We start from the raw sequence: 21,188 nt of genomic DNA, 5'->3' as shown, positions 1-21,188 counted from the left end.
GAATTCTAATTTCTCCTTTTCAATCTCATTTGACTCCCTGCTTTAAGCCATCATATAATTCAAATGAGCGGGTCGCGGACTGAGGCGGATGAAGGTTGCGGTAAACGGACAACAATGGGAATTTTCGGGGGAGATGAATATACTTCAGCTCCTGCTGGAACTTGGCATGATCGTGGACCGGGTCGCGGTAGAAGTGAATTATCAAATCTTGGATAAAAAAGAATTTAATACTCATTTTTTAAAGAATGGTGACAAAATAGAAGTGATTAGCTTTGTCGGCGGAGGACAGGAAACATGAGACGAGAAGAAGAATTAACGATTGCGGGAATCCACTTTAGTTCGAGGCTTTGGGTGGGAACAGGAAAATATAAAAACTTTGAAATAACCAAAAAGGTGATCGAAGCCTCGGGTGCAGATGTCGTCACCGTGGCTGTTCGACGGGTTAACATTACCGACAGGAATCAGGAAAATTTATTGGACTATATCAATCCTAAAGTTTATAAAATTCTTCCGAATACCGCAGGATGTTATTCGGCAGAAGAAGCTGTGAGGACCGCACGGCTGGCTCGAACGGCTGGGATCTCGGATATGGTTAAGCTGGAAGTGATCGGAGATCCCCGGACGCTCTTTCCGGATACTGTCGGGCTTTTGGAGGCGGCAAAGATTCTGGTTGCCGAAGGATTTATCGTTTTCCCCTATACCAATGACGATCCGATTGTGGCGAAGAAGCTCGAAGATATTGGCTGTCCCGCAGTCATGCCTCTTGCAGCGCCAATTGGATCGGGCCTGGGAATCCGAAACCCCTACAATATCCGGATTATCATGGAAACGGTCAAAGTGCCAATCATTGTGGATGCGGGAGTCGGAACGGCTTCCGACGCGGCGATTGCCATGGAATTGGGTTGTGACGCAGTCTTGATGAACACCGCTATTGCTTCCGCTTCTGAACCCATTTTGATGGCCGAAGCCATGAACTTTGCAGTCAAAGCGGGAAGACTCGCTTTCAGGGCCGGCAGGATGCCGAAGAAACTTTATGCCCAGGCCAGCAGTCCAATTGAAGGGATGATTGAATAAGAGTAGAGTCCATCAGGATTTTGATCTCTATTTCATTACGGACCGACATCAAACGCTGAACAGGCCATTAATTCAAGTCATCGAGGCCGCAATTTCCGGAGGAGTTCAATCAATTCAGCTCCGGGAAAAAGACCTTCCTATACGAGAATTTCTCTCTCTGGCATGTGACATCAGAGAGAGGACGTTACATAAATCCCTTTTGATGATCAATGACCGTGCGGATGTCTGTCTTATATCCCGCGCGGATGGTGTTCATCTGCGATCCGACGGCATTCCCCCATCGGCGGCCAGAAAAATTCTGGGTCCAAAAAAAATAATCGGGGTTTCCTGCCATTCTCTTCAAGAGGTACTTTTTGCGGAAAGTGACGGGGCGGATTTTGCGACCCTGGGCCCCCTTTATGACACACCTTCAAAACGGTCATGGGGAGCTCCTTTGGGGTTGAGCCTTTTTCAATCCATTGCCGAGAAAGTCAATATTCCCGTTTATGGGCTGGGTGGAATAGGTCTGGAACAGGTTCAAGATGTGATGCTCGCCGGCGCACACGGTATAGCGATGATATCGGCTATTTCAACCTCGCCTTCTGTCAAAGAATCTGTAGAAAAGATACTCACCCAAATCAAAATTGCCAAAATGGATCGCCGATACAGACGCTGATTGGCATTTGATATCAGCTTGCGTTTGACCAACTCCGGTGTCAGTGTTAGAATTAAATCGTAGGCAAAGGATGGGCGATAACAAAAGTTGACGTCAATCAAGCGGGTGAAAGGAAACTAAGATGGGTGACTCAAAAAAATCAAAAGCAAATCCTTTTAAGAACACCATAATTAGGAAACTTTCGGAACAGTTGAATGGCAGTGAGGCCCCGCCGCCTCTCAAAAAGGAAGAATACGAGAGTGAGATCCAACGGCTTGAAAGCCGGCTAAGAACGGCAGAAGAGGAGCTTCATCAGTCCCACCTGTCCCGAGTCCAGTTGGATCAGGCACAGAAGCAGAACGAGAAACTGGTTGCGATCATCGAGGAATCCAGAGAACAGATTGCGGCCCTTCGAAAAGAAGTCGAGAAATTGAGCGCACCTCCATCTGCTTATGGCATTTATTCAAATCTGAACAGTGACGGAACAATTGATGTCTATGTGTCGGGACGCAAAATGAAAGTGAATCTTCATCCTTCCATTCAACCGTCTGAATTAAGAAAAGGTCAGCAGCTTGTTTTGAATGAGGTGTTGAATGTCGTGGAAGCCAGTGGTTTTGATTTTCAAGGTGAAGTGGCGCGCGTAAAAGATGTCCTGGATAGCAATCGAATCGTGGTGTCGCTTCATGCTGATGAGGAGCGCGTCGCTGAAATTGCGGATCCGCTCCTGAAAGAAAAAATAAGCGTAGGAGATCACGTCCTTTTGGATATGAAATCAGGTTATCTTCTCGAAAAACTTCCGAAATCCGAAATTGAGGAAGTGGTTCTGGAAGAGGTTCCTGATACCAATTATGAAGATATCGGTGGATTAAAAAACCAACTCGAAATTATTCAGGATGCTGTAGAACTTCCTTATCTTTATCCAGAACTTTATAAGGAACACCGGCTTTCTCCGCCTAAAGGAGTATTGCTTTACGGTCCTCCCGGATGCGGGAAAACATTGATTGCGAAAGCGGTGGCCCGATCAATAGCCAAACGGACAGAACAAAAATTAGGAAAGGCGGTCAAGAGCTTTTTCCTGCATGTCAAAGGGCCGGAGCTCTTGAATAAGTATGTGGGCGAAAGCGAACGGCATATCCGGGAAGTTTTTAAAAAGGCGAAGGAGAAGGCCCAGGATGGGATTCCCGTTGTGGTATTTTTTGACGAAATGGACTCACTCTTCCGAACGAGAGGCTCCGGCATCTCCTCCGACATGGAGGCGACCATCGTTCCGCAATTTCTTTCTGAAATTGACGGTATCGAAAAATTGAGGAATGTGATTGTGATTGGTGCAAGCAATCGCCAGGATTTAATTGATCCGGCCATTCTCAGACCGGGAAGACTGGATATCAAGATAAAAATTGACCGGCCCAATAAAGAGGCCGCGAAAGATATATTCTTCAAATATCTGATTCCGGATCTTCCTTATCACGAGGAAGAGCTTGCAAGAGACGGAGGAAAGAAAGATGCGACTGTTGCCAGATTAATCCATGAGGCGGTCGAATATTTCTATAAAACCTCTGAAGAGAACAAGTTCCTTGAAGTGACGTATGCCAATGGCGAAAAAGAAACCTTGTATTTCAAGGATTTTGCGAGCGGAGCCATGATTGAAGGGATCGTGTCGCGCGCGAAAAAATATGCGGTCAAGCGGATGATTATTTCAGGTGAAAAAGGAATCAAACTTCAGGATTTGATACAGGGAATGAAAGATGAATTTAAAGAAAATGAGGACCTTCCCAACACGACTAATCCTGACGATTGGGCAAAAATAGCCGCGCGGAAAAGTGAAAAAATAGTACATGTCCGGACGATTAGCGGAAAACCAAGTGAATCGAGAAAAATCGAAACGGTCAAGACAGGCCACTATTTATGAAAACAAGAATTGTGGGAACAGAAACCGAATATGGCATTGTCGCGTTGGATGATGTTTCTTCAGATCCGGTGAGCAATTCTCTTTCGGTTGTAGGAAGCTGTCCCCTGCTTCCCGCCACACACATTTTATGGGATTATGAGAACGAAAATCCGCTCAATGACGCGCGGGGATTTGAGATCGACGGAGAAAAGGAACGACCCGGGCCTGACTATAACCGTCTCCTGAATAAGTTGATGTTTAACGGGGGAAGACTTTATGTCGATGGGGCTCATCCTGAATTTTCCACGCCGGAATGCCTGACACCCCGCGAAGTGGTCGCTTATGAAAAGGCAGGAGAACGAATCCTGGAACTCAGCAGGGAAACCAGCAACAGGACTCACCGAAAGGAAAGAAGAATCGTACTTTACAAGAATAATACGGATGGCAAAGGTAACAGCTACGGTTATCATGAAAATTACCTCGTAGAGCGAAAGATTCCCTTTGACCGTCTTCTTACGGAACTGGTGCCCTTCCTGGTTACACGCCAAATCTATACGGGCGCAGGAAAGGTGGGGAGTGAAAATCATTCCGACCCGGTACCCTACCAGATATCCCAGAGAGCCGATTTTTTTGAGGTCCTGGTCGATCTGAATACCATGGTGAAAAGGCCGATTATGAATACGCGGGATGAACCCCATTCCGATCCTTCCAGATACAGAAGGCTTCACGTGATTGTCGGCGATTCCAATATGTCGGAGATCTGCATTTATCTTAAAGTGGGGACCTTGTTGACCATCCTTTCTGTGATTGAGGAAGAGAGTGAAGAGTTTGGCATGTCTCTGGAAAATCCCGTGAAGGCAATAAAAAACATTTCACGCGACTTGACTTTAAAGGAGAAGATCCGGTTGAAAGATGGCCGGGAAATGACAGCCATCCAGATTCAAAGGGTTTATCTTGAGAGAGCGAAGAATCTTTTCAGGGGTGAATCGCAGGGATATGCGAAGGAAGTTATTGATAAGTGGGGAATCGTCTTGGATCAGCTTGAGGAAGACCCTTCCCTGCTTTCGAAAGAAATTGACTGGTTGATTAAAAAAGAGATGATTGATTCGTACATAGAAAAGAAAAAGTGCGACTGGAACGATCCGAGAGTTTCACTCCTCGACTTGCAATATCATGACATTTCTCAAGAAAAGGGGATTTATTATGCACTGGAGAGAGGCGGATTTGTGAACCGCCTATTGACAGAGGAAGAAATCATACGGGCGATGGAAATGCCGCCGGAAGGGACCCGCGCCTATTTTCGGGGAACCTGCCTTAAGAAATTCCCCAAAGAAATTTATTCCGCCAGCTGGACTTCAGTTTTGTTCGATGTGGGGAATGCAGAGATCAAAAAAATTCCACTCATGGACCCATTCAGGGGAACGCGGCCTCTGGTTGAAAAGATCATGAACTCCTCCCACACGGCAAAGGAGTTACTGGGTTACCTTGCTCAAAATTCCTAGCAGGATGTTCGGGACATTTTCCGTTTCGAATTTCGCGGCGGGTGACCGGCTGGGAGAAACAACAGGACCAGAAAGAGTGCAGCGTTCAGGTGAGCTCAGCGATGTCCCTGAATTGTATCGGAAGGGGGTGAATTGCAATGGCCAGGCAGGAAAAAAAACAGGATAAGAAGAAAGAGTCTGAAAAGAAAGATGAAACTTCCGCTCCAAATGCCAGTGCGGTTGAGAAGGGTAAGAAGATTAAAGAAGATCTGGACAAATTAATGGATAAAATTGATGATGTCCTTGAAGAGAATGCGGAAGAATTTGTTAAAAACTACGTCCAAAAAGGAGGAGAATAGTGAAAAACTTTGAGTTTGATGATCACAGCTCAAGTTTTTACCAATTTTTAACCAAACAACATCCTCATCTTCTCGAGCAACCTTATCTTCATTCCGGACCCGATTCAGGTTCCTCACCTTCGTTCATACATGGAACCACCATATTGGCTTTAAAATATGCGGACGGCGTGGTCATTGCGGGCGACCGGCGGGCGACCGAAGGTCACCAGATCGCAGACAGAACCATGAAGAAAATCTTCAAAACGGACGACTTCTCTGCGATGGGGATCAGCGGAGCGGCAGGCCCCTGCATCGATATGGTAAGGCTTTTTAAAACTGAAATTGAACATTATGAGAAACTCGAAGGGTCGTCACTGACCCTTGAAGGAAAGGCGAACAAATTGGGTGAAATGATCAAGGCGAATCTCCCGCTGGCCTTCCAGGGCCTGATTGTCATTCCTATTTTTGCCGGATATGATTTGAAAAGAAATGAAGGACGAATATTTAAATATGACATTACAGGAGGGCGTTACGAGGAAGCCGAATATTATAGTACAGGCTCAGGCGGCAAGGACGCCAAGAACAGTATCAAGAAAATGTATCGCAAAAACCTGTCTCAGGAACAGGCGATTCGTATCGCAGTGAGCGCTCTATACGATGCGTCGGAAGAAGACTCCGCGACCGGAGGGCCGGACCTGATTAGAGGAATCTATCCAATCATGAATGTCATCAAGAAAGAAGGAATTTCTGAAGTTTCCGATGACAGAATGAAGAGCTTACTGGAATCTTTATTGGATCACTCCAAGGAGAATTAATATGCCTGTGCCCTATTATGTCTCTCCCGAACAGCTCATGCAAGACAAGGCGGAATATGCGAAGAAGGGGATCGCAAAGGGCCGCTCCATTGTGGTCTTGGAATTTGATCAAGGGGTACTGTTTGTTGCCGACAATCCGAGCAGTTCGTTAAACAAAATATCTGAAATTTATGACAATATCGCTTTTGCAGGTGCCGGGAAATACAGCGAATTTGAAAATTTGAGAAAGGCCGGTATCCGCCATGCGGATTTGAAGGGATACATGTACAGCAGGGAAGATGTCACGGCAAAATCACTTGCCAATGCCTATTCACAGTCACTCGGAACGATATTCAGCCAGGAGGTTAAACCTTTGGAAGTGGAGATTCTGGTGGTGGCCATTTCAGAAGGGGACGGGGCGAGTGAAATCTATCGGATCGACTTCGATGGGAGCATATCGGATGAGAAGGGGTTTACCGTTATTGGCGGAAAAGCAGAGGAAATAAAAAGCGATCTGAAATCGAAAGTATCGTCTGACCTCACGATCAAGAAAGCTTTTAACCTGGCTTTGGAATCCCTGGAAAGTATTGATCAGCAAAAACTCAATATCCAGGGAATCGAAGTAGCGCTTTTGGATCGCAAAAGAAGCGGACGCAAATTTAGAAGGCTTTCCACAGAAGAAATTAAGAAATTTTCAAAGGAAAAATGAAACGGGGGAGAAGATCGTGAAGGATCTTTGAAGAATCCTGATGTCCGGCATGCGGTCTTTTATGGAATGAAGAATAGAATTTTTGGATTGGAAAACGAATATGGGCTTATTTTTTCCCCGAATGGACGGATTTATCTCCCGCTTGAAAAGGTTTTAGGATATATTTTTGAAGGATTAATTCCCAACAGCTGGCCCTCCAACGCCTTTCTTCAAAATGGTGCCCGATTTTATCAGGATACCGGATGTCATCCGGAATATTCCACGCCCGAATGCAATTCCCTCTATGATCTGGTTGTGCATGACAAAGCAGGAGAGCGGTTATTGGAGGCGTGCCTTCCCGAAGCTGAAAACCGATTGAAGGAAGAGGGGCTCTCCGGAGACATTTATATCTTCAAGAATAATACGGACTCGATGGGGAATACCTACGGCTGCCACGAGAACTATCTGATGGTCAGAGATGTTGATTTCTGGAAAGTTACGGAACAACTCATCCCATTTTTTGTAACGCGACAAATTTTTTCGGGCGCTGGAAAGGTCCTGAAAATATCCGGGAAGGGCCATTATTTTATTTCTCAAAGAGCCCAGCATATTCATGAGAAAACATCCTCGTCAACGACCTCCTCCAGGAGTATTATCAATACGAGGGACGAGCCCCACGCCGACGCTGAGAAGTACAGACGACTTCATATCATTGTCGGCGATTCCAATATGTCGGAATACACGACCTACCTCAAAGTCGGAATCACTTCTCTTGTTTTGTCGATGATCGAAGCCGGATTCGGCGTAGTGGGTATGGAGATGGACGATCCGGTTAAAGCCATCCGGGAAATATCGCGAGACACAACTCTCAAGAAGAAAGTCAAACTGGAAAACGGAAAAGAGTATTCTTCGATTGAAATTCAGAGGATCTACCTCGAAAAAGCCAAGGAATATCTCGATCATGGCGAAGCCTCCAAGGAGGAGGAAGAGATTCTGGAAAAGTGGGGATATATCCTGGATCAGCTGGAAGAAGAGCCGAGAAAGCTATCCCGTGAGATTGACTGGGTTGCAAAGCTCTGTTTGATCGAAAACTATATGGATCGTAAGGAATGCGGCTGGGAAGATCCCCGAGTGGCTTTAATCGATCTTCAATATCATGATATCAAGCGAGAAAGAGGACTTTATCACCTGTTAGACAAACAGGGCTTTATCAAGAGACTGTCTACCGATCTGGCGATTGATCAGGCGATGCTGGTTCCTCCCCAAACGACCCGCGCGAAAGTCCGGGGAGACTTTATCAAATTTGCCAAAGAAAAAAACCGTTCGTATACGGTGGACTGGACCTATTTAAAATTAAATGGCTATTGGGAAGAGACGATATTGTGCATGGATCCCTTTTCGCCGGTGAATCGGCGGGTGAGTGAATTAATTGCGTCTGAATCCCTCTCCTCCTGATCCTTTAAAATGAAAATCTATTTATTTCTGATCACGGCTGTCCTGGGGGTCGCACTTTTGCGAGTTCTTCCGACCTTTGCCGAAATGTCGTCTCCCCCTGCCATCGAACTGAAACAAGGTGAAGCAACCTATTTAAAGATTCCACTTCCCGGAAATGAAGGAACCCGGAAAGGAAAGTTTTTGGGAAAGACCATTTATTTTAACCGGCTCCAGGATGAAAATGTCTTCGGGGCGATCATCGGGGTGGATCTGGACGAAAAGATCTCCGAAGAACAGCTCACCGATTTTTCCAGCAACGAGAATCTGGTCCGGATCCAGGTGAGGCCTAATAAATTTGAACGCCAGGAAGTAAAGGTTCCGTCACGATTCGTCAATCCCTCGCCTCGCCAACTCAAAAGGGTGAATCGGGAGAAAAATGAATTGCATGAAATTTTTTCGGTTGTTACTGAGAAAAAAGTATGGAATGGAAACTTCATTATTCCTGTGCAAGGGGTTCAAGAAGGGCGATTTGGATCCCGGAGGGTTTTTAACGGAGAGGCGAGAAATCCCCATAGCGGAGAGGATATTGCGGCCCCTGAAAAAACACCGGTTGTGGCTTCAAATGACGGGATCGTGGTCGGCGTGGTGAATCACTTTTTCAGCGGAAGAGGGGTCATTATCGATCACGGGCAGGGACTCTTTACTGAATATTTTCATTTATATCAGGCGAAAGTCAGGAAAGGCCAAAAAGTCAATAAAGGAACGCAAATTGGATGGGTGGGACATACCGGGAGAGCCACAGGACCACATCTTCACTGGGGATTGTTGATCAATGGAGCCCGGGTCAATCCCTTTTCGCTGCTCAATTTAAAACTGGAGACGTCTTAAACCAGTCGCAGGACGAAGAAAATCCAAATGAGAACATGTTTATCCATTGCAGGTTCAGATCCTTCCGGAGGCGCTGGCATTCAGGCTGATTTGAAAACGTTTGCCTGTTTTGAAGTTTACGGCATGGCAGTACCTACGGCACTGACGATTCAAAACAGTACCGGGGTATTTGAAGTGGTCGCGATACCCCCAGACCTGTTTGAAAAACAGCTCCATCCTCTTTTTGAAGACGTTTCTATTGATGCGGTAAAATTGGGAATGCTGTTTTCAAGCGAAAATATCGAGAGACTCCATCACGCATTTTCCAAATATCGTCCCAAGCGATTAATCGTTGACCCGGTTATTCGATCCACGTCCGGCTTTCGCCTCCTGGAAGAGAAAGGCGTCGAGTCGCTCAAGAAACTGATTTTTCCGTCAGCCTTGATCGTGACACCCAATCTGAAAGAGGCCTCGGTACTGACCAGTACGTCTGTCAATTCCATTGAGGAGATGGAGTCGGCGGCAAAAATAATCTATGAATTCGGCCCGAAATTTGTTCTCATCAAAGGGGGGCACCTTGCTGAAGAAGCAGTGGATCTTCTCTATGACGGCGAATCATTTCAAAAATGGACAAGTCCCAAAATTCAGAAAAAAGTGCATGGCGCGGGATGTGTTTTCTCTTCTGCAATTGCCGCGTGTTTAGCCAGAGGTCATACTGTCGAGATGGCCGTAGAAGAGGCCCATCACTTCGTGCATCAGGCTATTCGCAATTCCAGCCCGGTCGGAAAAGGATCGTTCCCGCTTAATCTGTTTCATGATCCCGTTCCCTTATATCGAAAGAGTAAGAACGCCGAATAGAACCGACCAGAAGCCGTAGATTTGGTGGGAGGCCAGTTTTTCTTTGAGGATAAAATGGGCAAGCGCTACGGTGACCAGAGTAAACATGCTTGACAAGGGTGAAACAACGGAGACAAGGGCCTTATTGATTCCGATCGTAAATGCCAGAAATGCGAGCGCATCCAGAAGGCCGATTGCCACGAGGTACTTCCAGACGGGCCTGGGAGGGAAACGCGTCTCTTTCCGGTGAATCAAGAGGGATCCCATTAAAATGACCCCCATGCCTCTTACGACAAATACAGGTAATACGGGACCTGTTTTTTCGCTGACTAGTTTAACCAGAATAACATAAGATCCAAAAAAGAGGGATGAAAGAACCGCAGGAAAAACGCCCAGAATTGCCTTCTGGCTCAAATTCGAAGCCGTTCCTTTGAAAGAAACAAGAACAACCCCGCCCGTAATCAAACCGATTCCGATAAACTGCGAAAGCGTTGGCCATTCCTTGAGAAAATAGAGGGAGAAGAGAACCGGGACGATTGTTCCTCCAGCGGTGATGGTTGAGACAACGGAAAGCGTACCAATTTGGAATCCATAATAGAGAAAGAAATAGCCGAGAACGCAGAGCAGGGACGAGATCAGGTTCAGAATGAGCAGATTCCGATCGAACGACTGGACGCGACCGATCATCATAAAGGTCAAGAGTCCGAGAACGACCGCTCCAACCGAAAACATATAGAAGAGCGTTTGAAACGGGCCGATGCGATCAACGGCTCTTTTGGCGATAAAATCCCCGGTTCCCCATGCGAGCGCAGAGAGGAGTCCGAGCGCGATCCCCGTGAGAATGGCGTCTCCTTTGTCGTAGAAAATTGTTCGGAATCCGTGTACTATACATGAATTATTAGATTCTAATCTATAGAGTACTCAAATTTGAATTTATGAAAGTCATTGGACTCATGTCCGGCACTTCCCTGGACGGAATCGACGCTGCTCTTCTCGATATTTCCCGGGCCCGGAATAAACTCCGCCACAAGCTGATCGCATTTGAAACTTACCCCTTTCCCGAAAATCTTCGGGAGAAACTGCTCGATATTTCAGAAGAGAACGAGACGACAGCTCTGATATCCCATCTTAATTTTTTTCTCGGTGAACTATTTGCGCAAGCTGCATTGAAAATTGCCGCTCGCTCAAAACTTGCCATCTCGAAGGTTGACCTGATTGGTTCACACGGCCAAACCGTCTGGCATTCCCCATCCCGGATTTCGGAAGGCCGTTATAAGATTCATTCTACCTTTCAGATTGGAGATCCTTCGGTCATTGCAGTGAGAACCGGTGTGACCACTGTAGGAGATTTCCGGCCAGCCGATGTCGCCGCCGGAGGGGAAGGAGCGCCGATAGCTCCCTATTTTCATCATGCCCTGGTCAGGAAAGAGGGAAAGAGCCGTTTGATCGTCAATATTGGCGGAATTAGCAATGTCACGTATCTTCCTTTTTCCAGTAAGAAAGAAATCCTTGCCTTCGATACCGGACCGGGAAATATGCTGATTGATGGGTTGGCAGAGAGATTGACCTTCGGACGAAAAAAGATGGATTTAAACGGTGCCATGGCGGCTAAAGGGAGGATCCATCTTCCTTTGCTGACTGAACTGATGTCTCATTCCTTCATAAAAAAGCGTCCCCCAAAAAGCACGGGGAGAGAAACTTTCGGGCAGTCCCTCATTGAAGCGATTCTCGAACAGAGCGTCTCCTATCAAATATCTGATGAAGATCTGATGGCCACTGTGACGGCCTATACCTCCGCATCCATATACAGTAGCTGTGAAAGGTTTGTTCTTTCCAGGAACGAAGTGGATGAAATTGTGATTGGGGGCGGAGGAGTCAGGAATCGAACATTGTTGGCCCTGCTGCGAAGGGCGTTTTACCCGGTCCCGGTTGTTCAATTTGAAAATCTTGGAATGGATAGCAAAGCAGTGGAAGCCATGGCTTTTGCACTTTTTGCCCACGACAGTTTCTTGGGGATCCCCAATAATCTTCCGGGTGTAACCGGTGCGAGAGAATCCGTGGTCATGGGCAAAATCTGTCCCGGAAAAAATTATAGAAAGCTTATCGGAATGTCAAGAAGAGGTTAGCTGCCAGGCCGCAGGAGTGAGGCAACCGGAGTGTACAAATTGAGTACAGGAGGGCGAAGATGCCACGAATAAGTGGCATCGCTTTCTGAGCGCCACGGAGTCGGTGAGGTGGCCGGAACTGCCGAACTACGAGAACGAAGCTGATAGCCTCTTATCGACTTTCCTACTGTTTCATGGCGTTGATGAGAATCTGTGCGACCTCCGGCCTGCTAAATTCTACAGGCGGCATGATGCCCCCTTTTAACATCTCCCGCACCTTTGTTCCTGACAGGGAAACCTGGCTCTCCTTATCGTGAGGGCAGGTTTTAACCGATGCCATGCTCTGGCATTTCTTGCAGTAAAAGGTATTGTCAAAAAAAAGCGGCGTGATTCCCAGGCTCCCCGGCTTAAATTCCTCGAAGATATAATGCGCATCGAATGTTCCGTAATAATTTCCGACGCCGGCATGGTCCCTTCCGACAATAAAGTGGGTGCATCCATAGTTTTTTCGCACGATGGCATGAAAAATCGCCTCGCGGGGACCCGCATATCTCATATTGGCTGGAAAAACGGATAAGAGCGTCCGGTCTTTGGGATAATAATCGGAAAGCAATGCCTCATAACAACGCATCCTGACATCTGCGGGAATATCATCCCCCTTGGTGGCGCCGACGAGGGGATGCACGAGCAATCCATCGACAATTTCAAGGGCACATTTTTGAATATATTCATGAGCGCGGTGAATCGGATTCCGGGTTTGAAATCCGACCACTTTTTTCCAACCTTTTTGCTGGAACTCGGCCCGGGTCTCTTTCGGGTCACGACGATAGGCCTGAAAATCATCATGATCCGGCTTTTTGATCAGGGTAATGCTTCCGCCCAGCAGCATCTTCCCGGTCTGGAAAAGCTGGGCAACACCGGGATGTTCCTTGGAGTCTGTCCGATAGACCTTGATCGCTTCGGTCTCTTTCTGCTGAGGGTAGATCTCTTCCAGATGCAGTATGGCCAGGGTCTCATTTTTTTCATCCAGCAGGGCGATCTCCATTTCTTTTTTGAATGAACTGGCCTCTTCCTCAGTCGCCGAAAGCGTAACGGGAATTGACCAGGGAAGCCCGTTGGCAAGATGCATCTGGTGGACGACCCCCTCGTAATCTGATTTTTTCATAAATCCGTCGAGTGGTGAGAAGGCACCTGTTGCGATCATTTCCAGGTCGGAAATTTCCCTGATGGTGAGATGTTTTTTCTTTAAAGATACGGCTTTTTTTGCCGCTTCCTTTTTTTCATCTCCTTCCAGGATGCGATTAATGAGTTTTCCGCCATGGGGAACTGATTCTGTTGTTTGAAGAGGGGTCGTCATTGTTTATGATCTCCTAATAGGCTGAAGTTTCTTGTTTTTGAAGATTTTGAGAATCTTGAATGCCTTTCCCGATTCAAGGGATTCCCGGGCCTGCGAATAAGCCTTTTCCATCGATTCCGCCTTGCCCGAAAGATAGAGACCGATGCAGGCATTCCAAAGTGAAAGCGATTTCTTGTCTCCGCCATCGCTTCCATCCAGTATTTTTTCAGCCGTGAGCGCTTCCGATAGAGGATCCCTGATCTCGATTTCCGTACGATTAACCGGAGGAATTCCAAGAAGCGCCGGGTCCAGCTTAATTTTAGTAATATTGCCCTGGTCGAGCAACAACCCTTCAACCGGTCCGGACAGTCCCGCTTCAGATTCCCCCTCCAGACCGCGGATGACCAGCCCTCTTGAGATGCCGAGCATTTTCATTGCTTCGGCAATCTTCTCGAATGATTTAGGGTGTGAGACCCCGACGATCTGACTGGCCGCATTGAAGGGATTTAGAAACCGGGCAAGTGTGTGAAACACGGACCGGAGACCAATCTCCATTCTCAGGTCGAGGAAGGTCTTGACCGATGGGTGAATCTGGGTAATGTCAAGATAGCTCCAGCCTGTCTCCTGGAAACATTCGATCCGTTCTTTTAAAGTAAGTTGATTTTTCCATCCCATTACATCGAGGATCATCGATTTGCTGGTTCTTCCGGGAGGCGTGGGATCTCCGTGAAGAACAACCTTTAATCCGGCACCTGCCATGATCAACGAAGCGGGTATTCCGACATGAAAGGAGCTCTTTTTCCCCGCATAAAAGGGGAGGTCGATCAACTCATGCGGATTGACGATCATGCTCTTTAAATCGGGATAAAAGGCCGAACGGACGAGCCGGGTGAAAATGGTCAGCTCTTCCGGAGACTCTTCTTTTATCCGAAGGGAAATAAGAAAGGCGCCGACCTGGTAAGGGGAAGGTTTACCTTCCAGGAGAAGTTTCATGGCAAACTCTGCTTCTTCTCTGTTTAGATTCTTGGCTCCCTTTTGTCCCTTCCCGATCTTTGCGATTATTTCCTGAAACGTCATCAAACCTGTCTTGAGAACTCGCGCTGTCCGTCAAACCTTACGGCTTTTTAATTACGAGCTTAAAATAATGATCAATTTGCGAGAGACCCAGGACCTGATTCCCCTCATCCTTTACGGACCTCGGGACGTTTTCGGCCGGTTCTCCTTCGTCCAGAAGAACTTCGAGAATTTCTCCGGAATCCATCATTTCCAGTTTTAATTTTGTTCGTACGAAATTAATGGGGCATTTTACTCCCCTTAAATCCATTTTTGCATTGGGAACAATTTCGATGAGTTTTTCGGCTTCTTCAACGGCCTCTTTTTTTGCCGTTTCAATCTGGCGCGTCGCTTTGGCGTCCTCACTTTCATGCTCCGTTTTGGCCGCCGCCGGTTTTAATTCTGAATCGGAGAGGGCGTACAAGATCCGGCACTCCTCGAGGAAAGTTCCGACCCGTGCGATATCCTGCGAGACCTCGGCGGACGACGGGTGTCCGCCTCGTTCCAATTTCTCGACAAAAGTGGAAAAATCACCAAATTTTCCCGAGAAAGCACCCTTTTTCAGATAATGTTCGTGAAAAGCCTGAAACGCTTCAGTGTCGGTTGCCGGTTCGAGTCCCTTCAGGATGAGCATTCCTTTAATTCCGGCAACGACGGCCCGATAAGCTTTTGACAGGGCAAATGCCCCCTGTTGATTTTCATTCTGTTCCCGAGCAATAGCCAATTCCGCTTCGGCTTCGTCGAAGCTGGTCTTGATCATCGCGTCCGCTCCTCCCGCGCATTCTCCCGGTCCCAGGTCAACCACCTCAAATTCCCGGGTCCCTCCCCAGTCGTAGTAAAACTGGGGTTTTTCTTCAAAAGAGGGGAGTTGAATAAGCGGCTTAAGTTCTTCCGTAAAGCCTTTCTTGCCGAATCGGTCCGTAAACTGGACAAAGCTTTCGCCTTCCAGTCGTTTTTCCCGGTAAAGTGAAAGAACTTTTTCAACGGCCAACGGGACGTTTTTGGCCGGAATCTTGGTAATTGCCTTGGCAAAAGTCGTCCCTTCGGCCGAATCGCGGCCTCCAAGATGGAGTTCATAAAACGGCGCGGTGTGTTCTCCGATGGTTTTGCTAACCCCGTGCAATCCGATGGGCGCCATATGGTGCTGTCCGCAGGAATTCTGACACCCGCTGATTTTGATTCTGATGCCGTCAAGACCGGAACTTTCTCCTGATCCGTTACCCAGCGATTTAGACAAGCTGGTGGCCATCTGCTTGGAAGAGGTGATCGCGATGCCACAGGTATCTGCTCCCGGACAGGAGACGATATCGCTCATGGTTTCCGCACCCCCCTTTGCCAGTCCGGCTTTTTTAAGAGCCTCATAAACCCGGGGAAGATTTTCATTTTTCACCCAGCGGAGTAACAGGTTCTGATTGATTGTAATGCGTGAATTTCCTCCGGCATATTGTCGCGCGATCTCCGCGACCTGCCGGAATTCCGAAGCTTGAATGTCTCCGAGGATGAGACGGACCTGAACCATCGAAAACCCGGACTGTTTTTGAGGTTCCACGTTGGTGGATAACCAGTAGTCATAATCGTTTCCGTTCTCTTTGGCATGACCGTTTTCCAGACCCTTTCCGGAGGAAGGGAGCGCGGATCCGTTTTCGTGCTGCAGCGATGGGAGCCCAAAAGTCATTTCGGCCTTTTGAGCGAGCTTTTCGTACTCCACTTTATAGAGTTTATTAAATTGAGCCATTCCCAGTTTATCGATGACAAATTTCAATCGGGCCCGGTTTCTATTTTTTCTGTTTCCAAATCGGTCGAACACACGGACAATAGCTTCGCATACGCGGGTCAGTTCCGTGGTGGGGATAAAATCTTCAAGAAGATGGGCGACTCTTGGCATTGCCCCCAATCCTCCCCCTGCGAACACCTTGAATCCCAGAATTTCTTTCTGGTCGGCTGATATTCTTTTTTCAGCAACCAGCCCGATATCGTGAATTCCGGGGAGCGCGCAGGCGGTCGCGCATCCCGAAAAACTGATTTTGAATTTCCTGGGCATGCTCTGGCAGACAGGGTTTCGCAAGAAATGTTTTGAAATGGCTCCGGCATAAGGGGAAACGTCAAAGGCCTCAGAGGGACAGACTCCGGCTTTATGGCATCCAGTCACGTTTCTGATCGTATTTCCACAAGCCTCCCGTGTGGTCAGTCCCACTTCGGTAATTTTTCTCATGATTTCGCCGCATTTTGAGAGAGAAATCCAGTGAAGCTGAATATCCTGTCGAGTCGTGGTGTGGAGGATTCCGTTGGTATGTTCTTCGGCGATATCCGCCAGGCGGTCCATCTGGTCCGAATTCAATCCTCCATAGGGAATTTTAACCCGGAACATCTGCACATTCGTCTGACGTTGTCCATAAATACCGTGTTGAAGCCTGAAAGGTCTGAACTGATCCAGAGAGATTTTTCCCTGGCGGACTTTTTCAACCTGCGCTTCAAACGATTCAATCTCGGTTAAAAGGTCATGGGGAATCTTTCCCGCGGCCTCTTTCTTCTCCTGGAGTGCATTGGGCGGTGTCATGGTTTGCTCCTTCTTCAAATGAAATGCATTTTAGATGGAAAAGTCGGCCGGTGTCGAACCTTCTACTTTTTCATCAATTTCAATGTCTAGAATTTTGGTGCGAATGGTAAAGGTCTCTTTTTTTCCATGGGTGTCAATACTTTCCCATACAATGTGGTCTCTTGTTTTGGGAATGTGAGGTTTTAACGAAGCATTCTTGAATCCCATCTGGTAAGAGAGGTAAAAGTCAATCGCTTCTTCGGGACACGATTTGACGCAAGGGAGACAATCCCAGCAATCTTCCGGATATTTTAAATAGGCTTTGTCGGTCAGGAGATCCTTGACAATCAGATCTCCCGGACACATCCGGATACAAGGGGGTTGGGCGGCTCCGTTACAACCGTTGCAAACATTGGGATTGACATAAACAGGCATTCAAGCTCCTTTTCATTTTTAATTTCAATAAATCTGCTGAAAATGTTTTATATGCAAGGCCGCAGGAGCGAGGCAACCGGAGCGAACTTGATCCGTACGTGAGGATTGCCGAGCGACGAGAACGAAGCAGATAAACATTTTCAGCAGATTCCTACCTTGGTTTGTAGCGGTCCCCTGGGACCAACTGCTCATACGGCCTCGTCAGCATTTCAATCTCGCCATTCTCAAGGTTCACCCTCGAATTGACGAACTTCAGCCAATGGTCATCATCGCGATCCGGGTAATCCATCCGTGTTTGATAGGAGGGCCACCGGGTTTCTTTCCGATAAAGGAGATGCTCCACCAGGACCCGCGCAACGATCACCCGGTCAATAATTTCATGTGCTTTCATGAGCTGGTGCAAATCATTGGCCACCAGGTATTCAAACTGGGACGGGATTTTTGCGAGTTGTTTCCGTGCGATCAGCAATCGTTCTTCATTCATTTCATAATAAGTGGAGACGCCGCCGGCGTATTCATCCATAATTTTCTGGAGCCGGACTTCCATGTCATACGGAAGAACTCCTTGTTCCGGCTTATTTCTGTAGTTCAACAAGGGGCGGTAGACTCTCTCGGCTTCTTTCTCAATCCACGCAGGATCGATATCGCCAAACGAAACTTTTTGTACCGTCGCCGCAGCATCTCTTGCTGCAATCACCGCTTCCGCCCAGCATCCGGAAACAAATTTAAAGGGGGCCCCGCCTGCGACATCTCCCGCCGCATAAAGACCTTCCAGCGTTGTCTTCCGATTCACATCGATCCAATAGCCGCCCTGACAATGTCCGCCCACAATGTAGGGTTCCGTTGTCTGGACCTCGACGGGTTCCTTGCTCGGATCGATTTCATTTGCAGTCCAGTAGAGGACCTGTGACGGGTACATATCCAGAAAAGCCGCTTTCAAATCCGAGGCCTGTTTTTCCGTAATGTGCCGGGTATCGAGATAGACCGGGCCTCTTCCTTCCTTGATCTCCATGATGGGCGCATAGGCCCGGTAGGGAGTCGGTGCGCCATCGCCGCCGAGATGCGCATATTTCGTCTGCATGAATTTTTCCCCTTTGGCGTTCACCTGCGGGGCGTTGACGCCCAGCGCAATCGTTCCGGTCGGGGCGATCGCGTCTTTGGTTCGGAGAGCAACATAACGCATTTCGAAACTGGTCATTTCGGCCCCGGCACGGATTCCCATGGCATACCCGGCACCATTATTAAACGGGCTGTACCAGGTCTTATGTTGTGCGTCATGCATATTATTGGGTTTATAAATGCCGGCAGCGCCGCCTGTGGCGATAATGGTCGCTTTGGCTTTGACAATATACATTCTTCCGTGACGGATACTGAAGCCGACGGCGCCCAGAACGCGATTTCCCTGGACGATAAAATTCGTGCCGACGACCCAGTTCAGAATTTTTGTGCCGGATTGTTTAGCCGCTTTGGCAATAATCGGTTTTAATGATTCTCCGTTAATTTTGATGTTCCATCTTCCGCGCGGAAGGTAGTTGCCTTTTTCATCCGATAAGATCGGGAGACCCCATTTTTCCACTTTCTTGACGGAATACTCAAAGAGTTCTGCCATGCTCTTGACGAGATCTTCACGAATCAGGCCACAGGAATCAAATCGAACATATTTTACAAAACTTTCGGGGGTTTCGCCCGGATTCAGGTAGGCATTGATCGCATTCATTCCACCTGCAAGACAGCCGCTGCGGTCAACATGGGCCTTCTCCATAATCGTCACGGAGAGGGCAGGGTTAATTTCTTTCGCTTCGACTGCGGCCAGGCAGCCCGCAGTGCCGCCACCGATGATGAGGATATCTGTTTCAATAATTTCGTCGTTTCGATGATGTAAGTCCACACACACTCCTTGCAGAAAAATGGATATAAAAGATGGTTTTAAATCATTTCTGATTTAAATTGAGACCGGGGGTCCTTTCTGAAGCCATTCTATTTATTTTACTCTTAAGTAAGACTCCAGGCAAGGATCCTTGTGCGGCAGATTGAAATTGTTTCGCTCTTTTTCAATCTTTATTAATCCCATCGGAATAAGGTACAATTTATCTTAATCATGAAAAAATGTCAATCGAAATCAAATTGAGAGGGCGTCAGGAAGAAAACAAACAATTTTATTGTAAATGATATGTTAATAAATCGGGCTTGTGACAATCCGGGAACTATGTTATTCTAAATTTCGTCGGGTATCCGCGTGTCAGAGGAGAAGAGAATGAGTCATTTGGGTTTAGATCTGAGCATTATTTTTATTTTGATCCTGGTGAGTGGATTTTTCTCCTGTACAGAAATCGCTATTATTGCCGCCCGGAAAGCTCAGATTAAGAAAAAGGCCGAGGATGGAGATCGAAGTGCGATCATCATCCACTCATTTCATAAGGACATGGAGAGATTTCTGGCAAGCGTACAAATCGGACTGACCATTATCAGTTCGACAGCTGCCGCGATCGGCGGCGTGATCTCGGTCGAAGTTCTGAAACCCCTGTTCCAGGCGATACCCAATCCTGCAATCCAGAAGGTCAGTGAGGGACTTTCGGTCGCCGTTGTTGTTGTTTTTGTTTCTTATTTTTCACTCACACTGGGAGAGTTAGTTCCCAAATCCCTGGCACTTCGATATCCGGACAAGATTGCGCTTGCCATGGCCAAGCCCATGGATATACTTTATAAAATCTTTCTTCCACTGGCGAAAGTGCTCACCTACTCGTCAAGAATCGTACTGCGTCCCTTCAAAATATCGAAGAATATTATCGAGAATACCCATGGTTCGGAAGAGGAAATCAAACTGATGTTAAAAGAGGGCCGTGAACAGGGCTTGATCGACCAGACCGAGCAGGAACTTATCCATTCGGTATTCGAATTTACCGATATCTCAGTCAAAGAAGTCATGATTCCCAGGCCCAAAATTCATGCGCTTGATCTGAATACATCGGAAGAGGAACTCCTCAAATATGCCGCCGAGCATAAATTTTCAAGGTACCCCGTCTTTAAGAGAGGGATCAATGATATCATTGGGCTCCTCAATTATAAAAACATCTTTGAATCTCTCGCGAATAAACAGCCGCTCATTTTAAAAAACATGCTTCATCCCGCTTATTTTGTGCCTGAAACGATGAAAGTCAGCCATCTTTTAAAGGAGCTCCAGAGAAGGAGAATGCAGATGGCGATCGTCATCAATGAATATGGAAGTGTAGAAGGACTCGTGACGATGGAAGATCTGATCGAAGAAATTGTCGGTGAAATTCGCGACGAATATGACACAGAAGAGAAGCCGGTCGAACGTCTGAAAGACGGCTCCCTGTTGATTGATGCTTCATTATCGGTCCGGGACCTCAATATGGATTATAAGCTTCCAATTCCGGAGTCGGGAGAATACGAGACGCTGGGGGGATTTGTCCTCTCCCAGCTTCAGAATATGCCCCGGGGGGGTGAAATCATCCAGTTTGGAGATTACAAGTTTACCATTGTCGACATGGATCTCAGAAGAATTGTCAAGGTCAAAGTCGAAAAGATAAAATTCCCGTCTGAAAAGCTCCAGGAAGCCAAAGCTTCAAACTAGACGCCTTCCTTTCCCAGCCGAAAAATTCCAGCGCCATATTTACTTTGATTTCACGACATTGAAATGATATTGACTTCCTTTTTTCAAGGGAAT

Annotated in this window: 19 protein-coding genes; 13 read left to right on the top strand and 6 right to left on the bottom strand. The window is 47.2% G+C overall.

Going from position 1 to position 21,188, the window contains the following annotated elements; translation table 11 throughout:
* Positions 1–88 precede the first annotated feature (88 nt).
* The 11 genes from thiS to thiD all read left to right on the top strand — a co-directional run bounded on the left by thiS (position 89) and on the right by thiD (position 10,056).
* Positions 89–298 carry a sulfur carrier protein ThiS gene (gene thiS / locus HY200_02600; protein ID MBI3593826.1) on the top strand — a complete coding sequence of 70 codons (210 nt, stop codon included), beginning with the start codon at positions 89–91 and terminating at the stop codon, positions 296–298.
* Positions 295–1,074, top strand: a complete 780-nt coding sequence (locus HY200_02595; protein ID MBI3593825.1) for a thiazole synthase — start codon at positions 295–297, stop codon at positions 1,072–1,074. The genes thiS and HY200_02595 overlap by 4 nt, the downstream gene beginning before the upstream one ends.
* On the top strand, positions 1,067–1,729 hold the full coding sequence (gene thiE / locus HY200_02590; protein ID MBI3593824.1) for a thiamine phosphate synthase: 663 nt from the start codon (positions 1,067–1,069) through the stop codon (positions 1,727–1,729). Before HY200_02595 ends, thiE begins: the two co-directional genes overlap by 8 nt.
* A gap of 121 nt (positions 1,730–1,850) precedes the next feature.
* Positions 1,851–3,617, top strand: a complete 1,767-nt coding sequence (gene arc / locus HY200_02585; GenBank protein MBI3593823.1) for a proteasome ATPase — start codon at positions 1,851–1,853, stop codon at positions 3,615–3,617.
* The gene (locus tag HY200_02580) at positions 3,614–5,098 is read left to right on the top strand and encodes a proteasome accessory factor PafA2 (protein ID MBI3593822.1); all 1,485 of its coding nucleotides are present in this window, start codon (positions 3,614–3,616) and stop codon (positions 5,096–5,098) included. Before arc ends, HY200_02580 begins: the two co-directional genes overlap by 4 nt.
* 137 nt (positions 5,099–5,235) lie before the next feature.
* On the top strand, positions 5,236–5,436 hold the full coding sequence (locus HY200_02575; GenBank protein ID MBI3593821.1) for a ubiquitin-like protein Pup: 201 nt from the start codon (positions 5,236–5,238) through the stop codon (positions 5,434–5,436).
* Positions 5,436–6,230: a proteasome subunit beta gene (prcB, locus tag HY200_02570; GenBank protein ID MBI3593820.1), complete on the top strand. Its 795-nt coding sequence runs from the start codon at positions 5,436–5,438 to the stop codon at positions 6,228–6,230. The genes HY200_02575 and prcB overlap by 1 nt, the downstream gene beginning before the upstream one ends.
* A 1-nt stretch (position 6,231) precedes the next feature.
* Positions 6,232–6,918, top strand: a complete 687-nt coding sequence (gene prcA, locus HY200_02565) for a proteasome subunit alpha (GenBank protein MBI3593819.1) — start codon at positions 6,232–6,234, stop codon at positions 6,916–6,918.
* Positions 6,919–6,984: 66 nt separating this feature from the next.
* On the top strand, positions 6,985–8,352 hold the full coding sequence (gene pafA, locus HY200_02560; GenBank protein ID MBI3593818.1) for a Pup--protein ligase: 1,368 nt from the start codon (positions 6,985–6,987) through the stop codon (positions 8,350–8,352).
* Between the two features lie 9 nt (positions 8,353–8,361).
* Positions 8,362–9,219 (top strand): M23 family metallopeptidase, encoded by an 858-nt coding sequence (locus HY200_02555; protein ID MBI3593817.1) that lies wholly within the window; start codon positions 8,362–8,364, stop codon positions 9,217–9,219.
* 27 nt (positions 9,220–9,246) lie between these two features.
* Complete coding sequence (thiD, locus tag HY200_02550; protein MBI3593816.1) at positions 9,247–10,056, top strand: bifunctional hydroxymethylpyrimidine kinase/phosphomethylpyrimidine kinase; 810 nt, start codon at positions 9,247–9,249, stop codon at positions 10,054–10,056.
* Here the strand turns inward: thiD and HY200_02545 are convergent.
* Positions 10,027–10,767 (bottom strand): DMT family transporter, encoded by a 741-nt coding sequence (locus tag HY200_02545; protein ID MBI3593815.1) that lies wholly within the window; start codon positions 10,765–10,767, stop codon positions 10,027–10,029. The two genes, thiD and HY200_02545, sit on opposite strands and share 30 nt — an antisense overlap.
* A 203-nt stretch (positions 10,768–10,970) precedes the next feature.
* Between HY200_02545 and HY200_02540 the strand changes: the two genes are divergently transcribed.
* Positions 10,971–12,161 (top strand): anhydro-N-acetylmuramic acid kinase, encoded by a 1,191-nt coding sequence (locus HY200_02540; protein MBI3593814.1) that lies wholly within the window; start codon positions 10,971–10,973, stop codon positions 12,159–12,161.
* 163 nt (positions 12,162–12,324) lie between these two features.
* On the opposite strand, the gene sat is transcribed toward HY200_02540, so the two are convergent.
* From sat to HY200_02515, 5 genes are all read right to left on the bottom strand, one after another.
* Positions 12,325–13,497: a sulfate adenylyltransferase gene (sat, locus tag HY200_02535; protein MBI3593813.1), complete on the bottom strand. Its 1,173-nt coding sequence runs from the start codon at positions 13,495–13,497 to the stop codon at positions 12,325–12,327.
* 3 nt (positions 13,498–13,500) lie between these two features.
* Entirely contained in the window at positions 13,501–14,553 is a 1,053-nt protein-coding gene (locus HY200_02530) for an anthranilate phosphoribosyltransferase (GenBank protein MBI3593812.1), read from the bottom strand.
* Between the two features lie 37 nt (positions 14,554–14,590).
* Positions 14,591–17,086: a sulfurtransferase TusA family protein gene (locus tag HY200_02525; protein ID MBI3593811.1), complete on the bottom strand. Its 2,496-nt coding sequence runs from the start codon at positions 17,084–17,086 to the stop codon at positions 14,591–14,593.
* Positions 17,087–17,116: 30 nt separating this feature from the next.
* Complete coding sequence (locus tag HY200_02520) at positions 17,117–17,500, bottom strand: hypothetical protein (GenBank protein ID MBI3593810.1); 384 nt, start codon at positions 17,498–17,500, stop codon at positions 17,117–17,119.
* Between the two features lie 151 nt (positions 17,501–17,651).
* Positions 17,652–19,388, bottom strand: coding sequence for an adenylyl-sulfate reductase subunit alpha (locus tag HY200_02515; GenBank protein MBI3593809.1), 1,737 nt, complete (start codon positions 19,386–19,388; stop codon positions 17,652–17,654).
* A 366-nt stretch (positions 19,389–19,754) separates the two neighbouring features.
* Between HY200_02515 and HY200_02510 the strand changes: the two genes are divergently transcribed.
* Positions 19,755–21,095: an HlyC/CorC family transporter gene (locus HY200_02510; protein ID MBI3593808.1), complete on the top strand. Its 1,341-nt coding sequence runs from the start codon at positions 19,755–19,757 to the stop codon at positions 21,093–21,095.
* The last annotated feature ends 93 nt before the right edge of the window (positions 21,096–21,188 follow it).

The organism is Nitrospirota bacterium (assembly GCA_016194305.1).
Taxonomy (GTDB): Bacteria; Nitrospirota; Nitrospiria; order JACQBW01; family JACQBW01; genus JACQBW01.
Note: the sequence above shows the minus strand (reverse complement) of the source record. Positions and strands in the feature narration are given on the sequence as shown.

Excerpts from the sequence above, each read along its gene's own strand:
- thiS (MBI3593826.1), top strand. The coding sequence starts at position 89 with ATGAAGGTTGCGGTAAACGGACAACAATGGGAATTTTCGGGGGAGATG.
- HY200_02595 (MBI3593825.1), top strand. The coding sequence starts at position 295 with ATGAGACGAGAAGAAGAATTAACGATTGCGGGAATCCACTTTAGTTCG.
- arc (MBI3593823.1), top strand. The coding sequence starts at position 1,851 with ATGGGTGACTCAAAAAAATCAAAAGCAAATCCTTTTAAGAACACCATA.
- HY200_02580 (MBI3593822.1), top strand. The coding sequence starts at position 3,614 with ATGAAAACAAGAATTGTGGGAACAGAAACCGAATATGGCATTGTCGCG.
- HY200_02575 (MBI3593821.1), top strand. The coding sequence starts at position 5,236 with ATGGCCAGGCAGGAAAAAAAACAGGATAAGAAGAAAGAGTCTGAAAAG.
- prcA (MBI3593819.1), top strand. The coding sequence starts at position 6,232 with ATGCCTGTGCCCTATTATGTCTCTCCCGAACAGCTCATGCAAGACAAG.
- pafA (MBI3593818.1), top strand. The coding sequence starts at position 6,985 with ATGAAGAATAGAATTTTTGGATTGGAAAACGAATATGGGCTTATTTTT.
- HY200_02555 (MBI3593817.1), top strand. The coding sequence starts at position 8,362 with ATGAAAATCTATTTATTTCTGATCACGGCTGTCCTGGGGGTCGCACTT.
- thiD (MBI3593816.1), top strand. The coding sequence starts at position 9,247 with ATGAGAACATGTTTATCCATTGCAGGTTCAGATCCTTCCGGAGGCGCT.
- HY200_02545 (MBI3593815.1), bottom strand. The coding sequence starts at position 10,767 with ATGTTTTCGGTTGGAGCGGTCGTTCTCGGACTCTTGACCTTTATGATG.
- HY200_02540 (MBI3593814.1), top strand. The coding sequence starts at position 10,971 with ATGAAAGTCATTGGACTCATGTCCGGCACTTCCCTGGACGGAATCGAC.
- sat (MBI3593813.1), bottom strand. The coding sequence starts at position 13,497 with ATGACGACCCCTCTTCAAACAACAGAATCAGTTCCCCATGGCGGAAAA.
- HY200_02530 (MBI3593812.1), bottom strand. The coding sequence starts at position 14,553 with ATGACGTTTCAGGAAATAATCGCAAAGATCGGGAAGGGACAAAAGGGA.
- HY200_02525 (MBI3593811.1), bottom strand. The coding sequence starts at position 17,086 with ATGACACCGCCCAATGCACTCCAGGAGAAGAAAGAGGCCGCGGGAAAG.
- HY200_02520 (MBI3593810.1), bottom strand. The coding sequence starts at position 17,500 with ATGCCTGTTTATGTCAATCCCAATGTTTGCAACGGTTGTAACGGAGCC.
- HY200_02510 (MBI3593808.1), top strand. The coding sequence starts at position 19,755 with ATGAGTCATTTGGGTTTAGATCTGAGCATTATTTTTATTTTGATCCTG.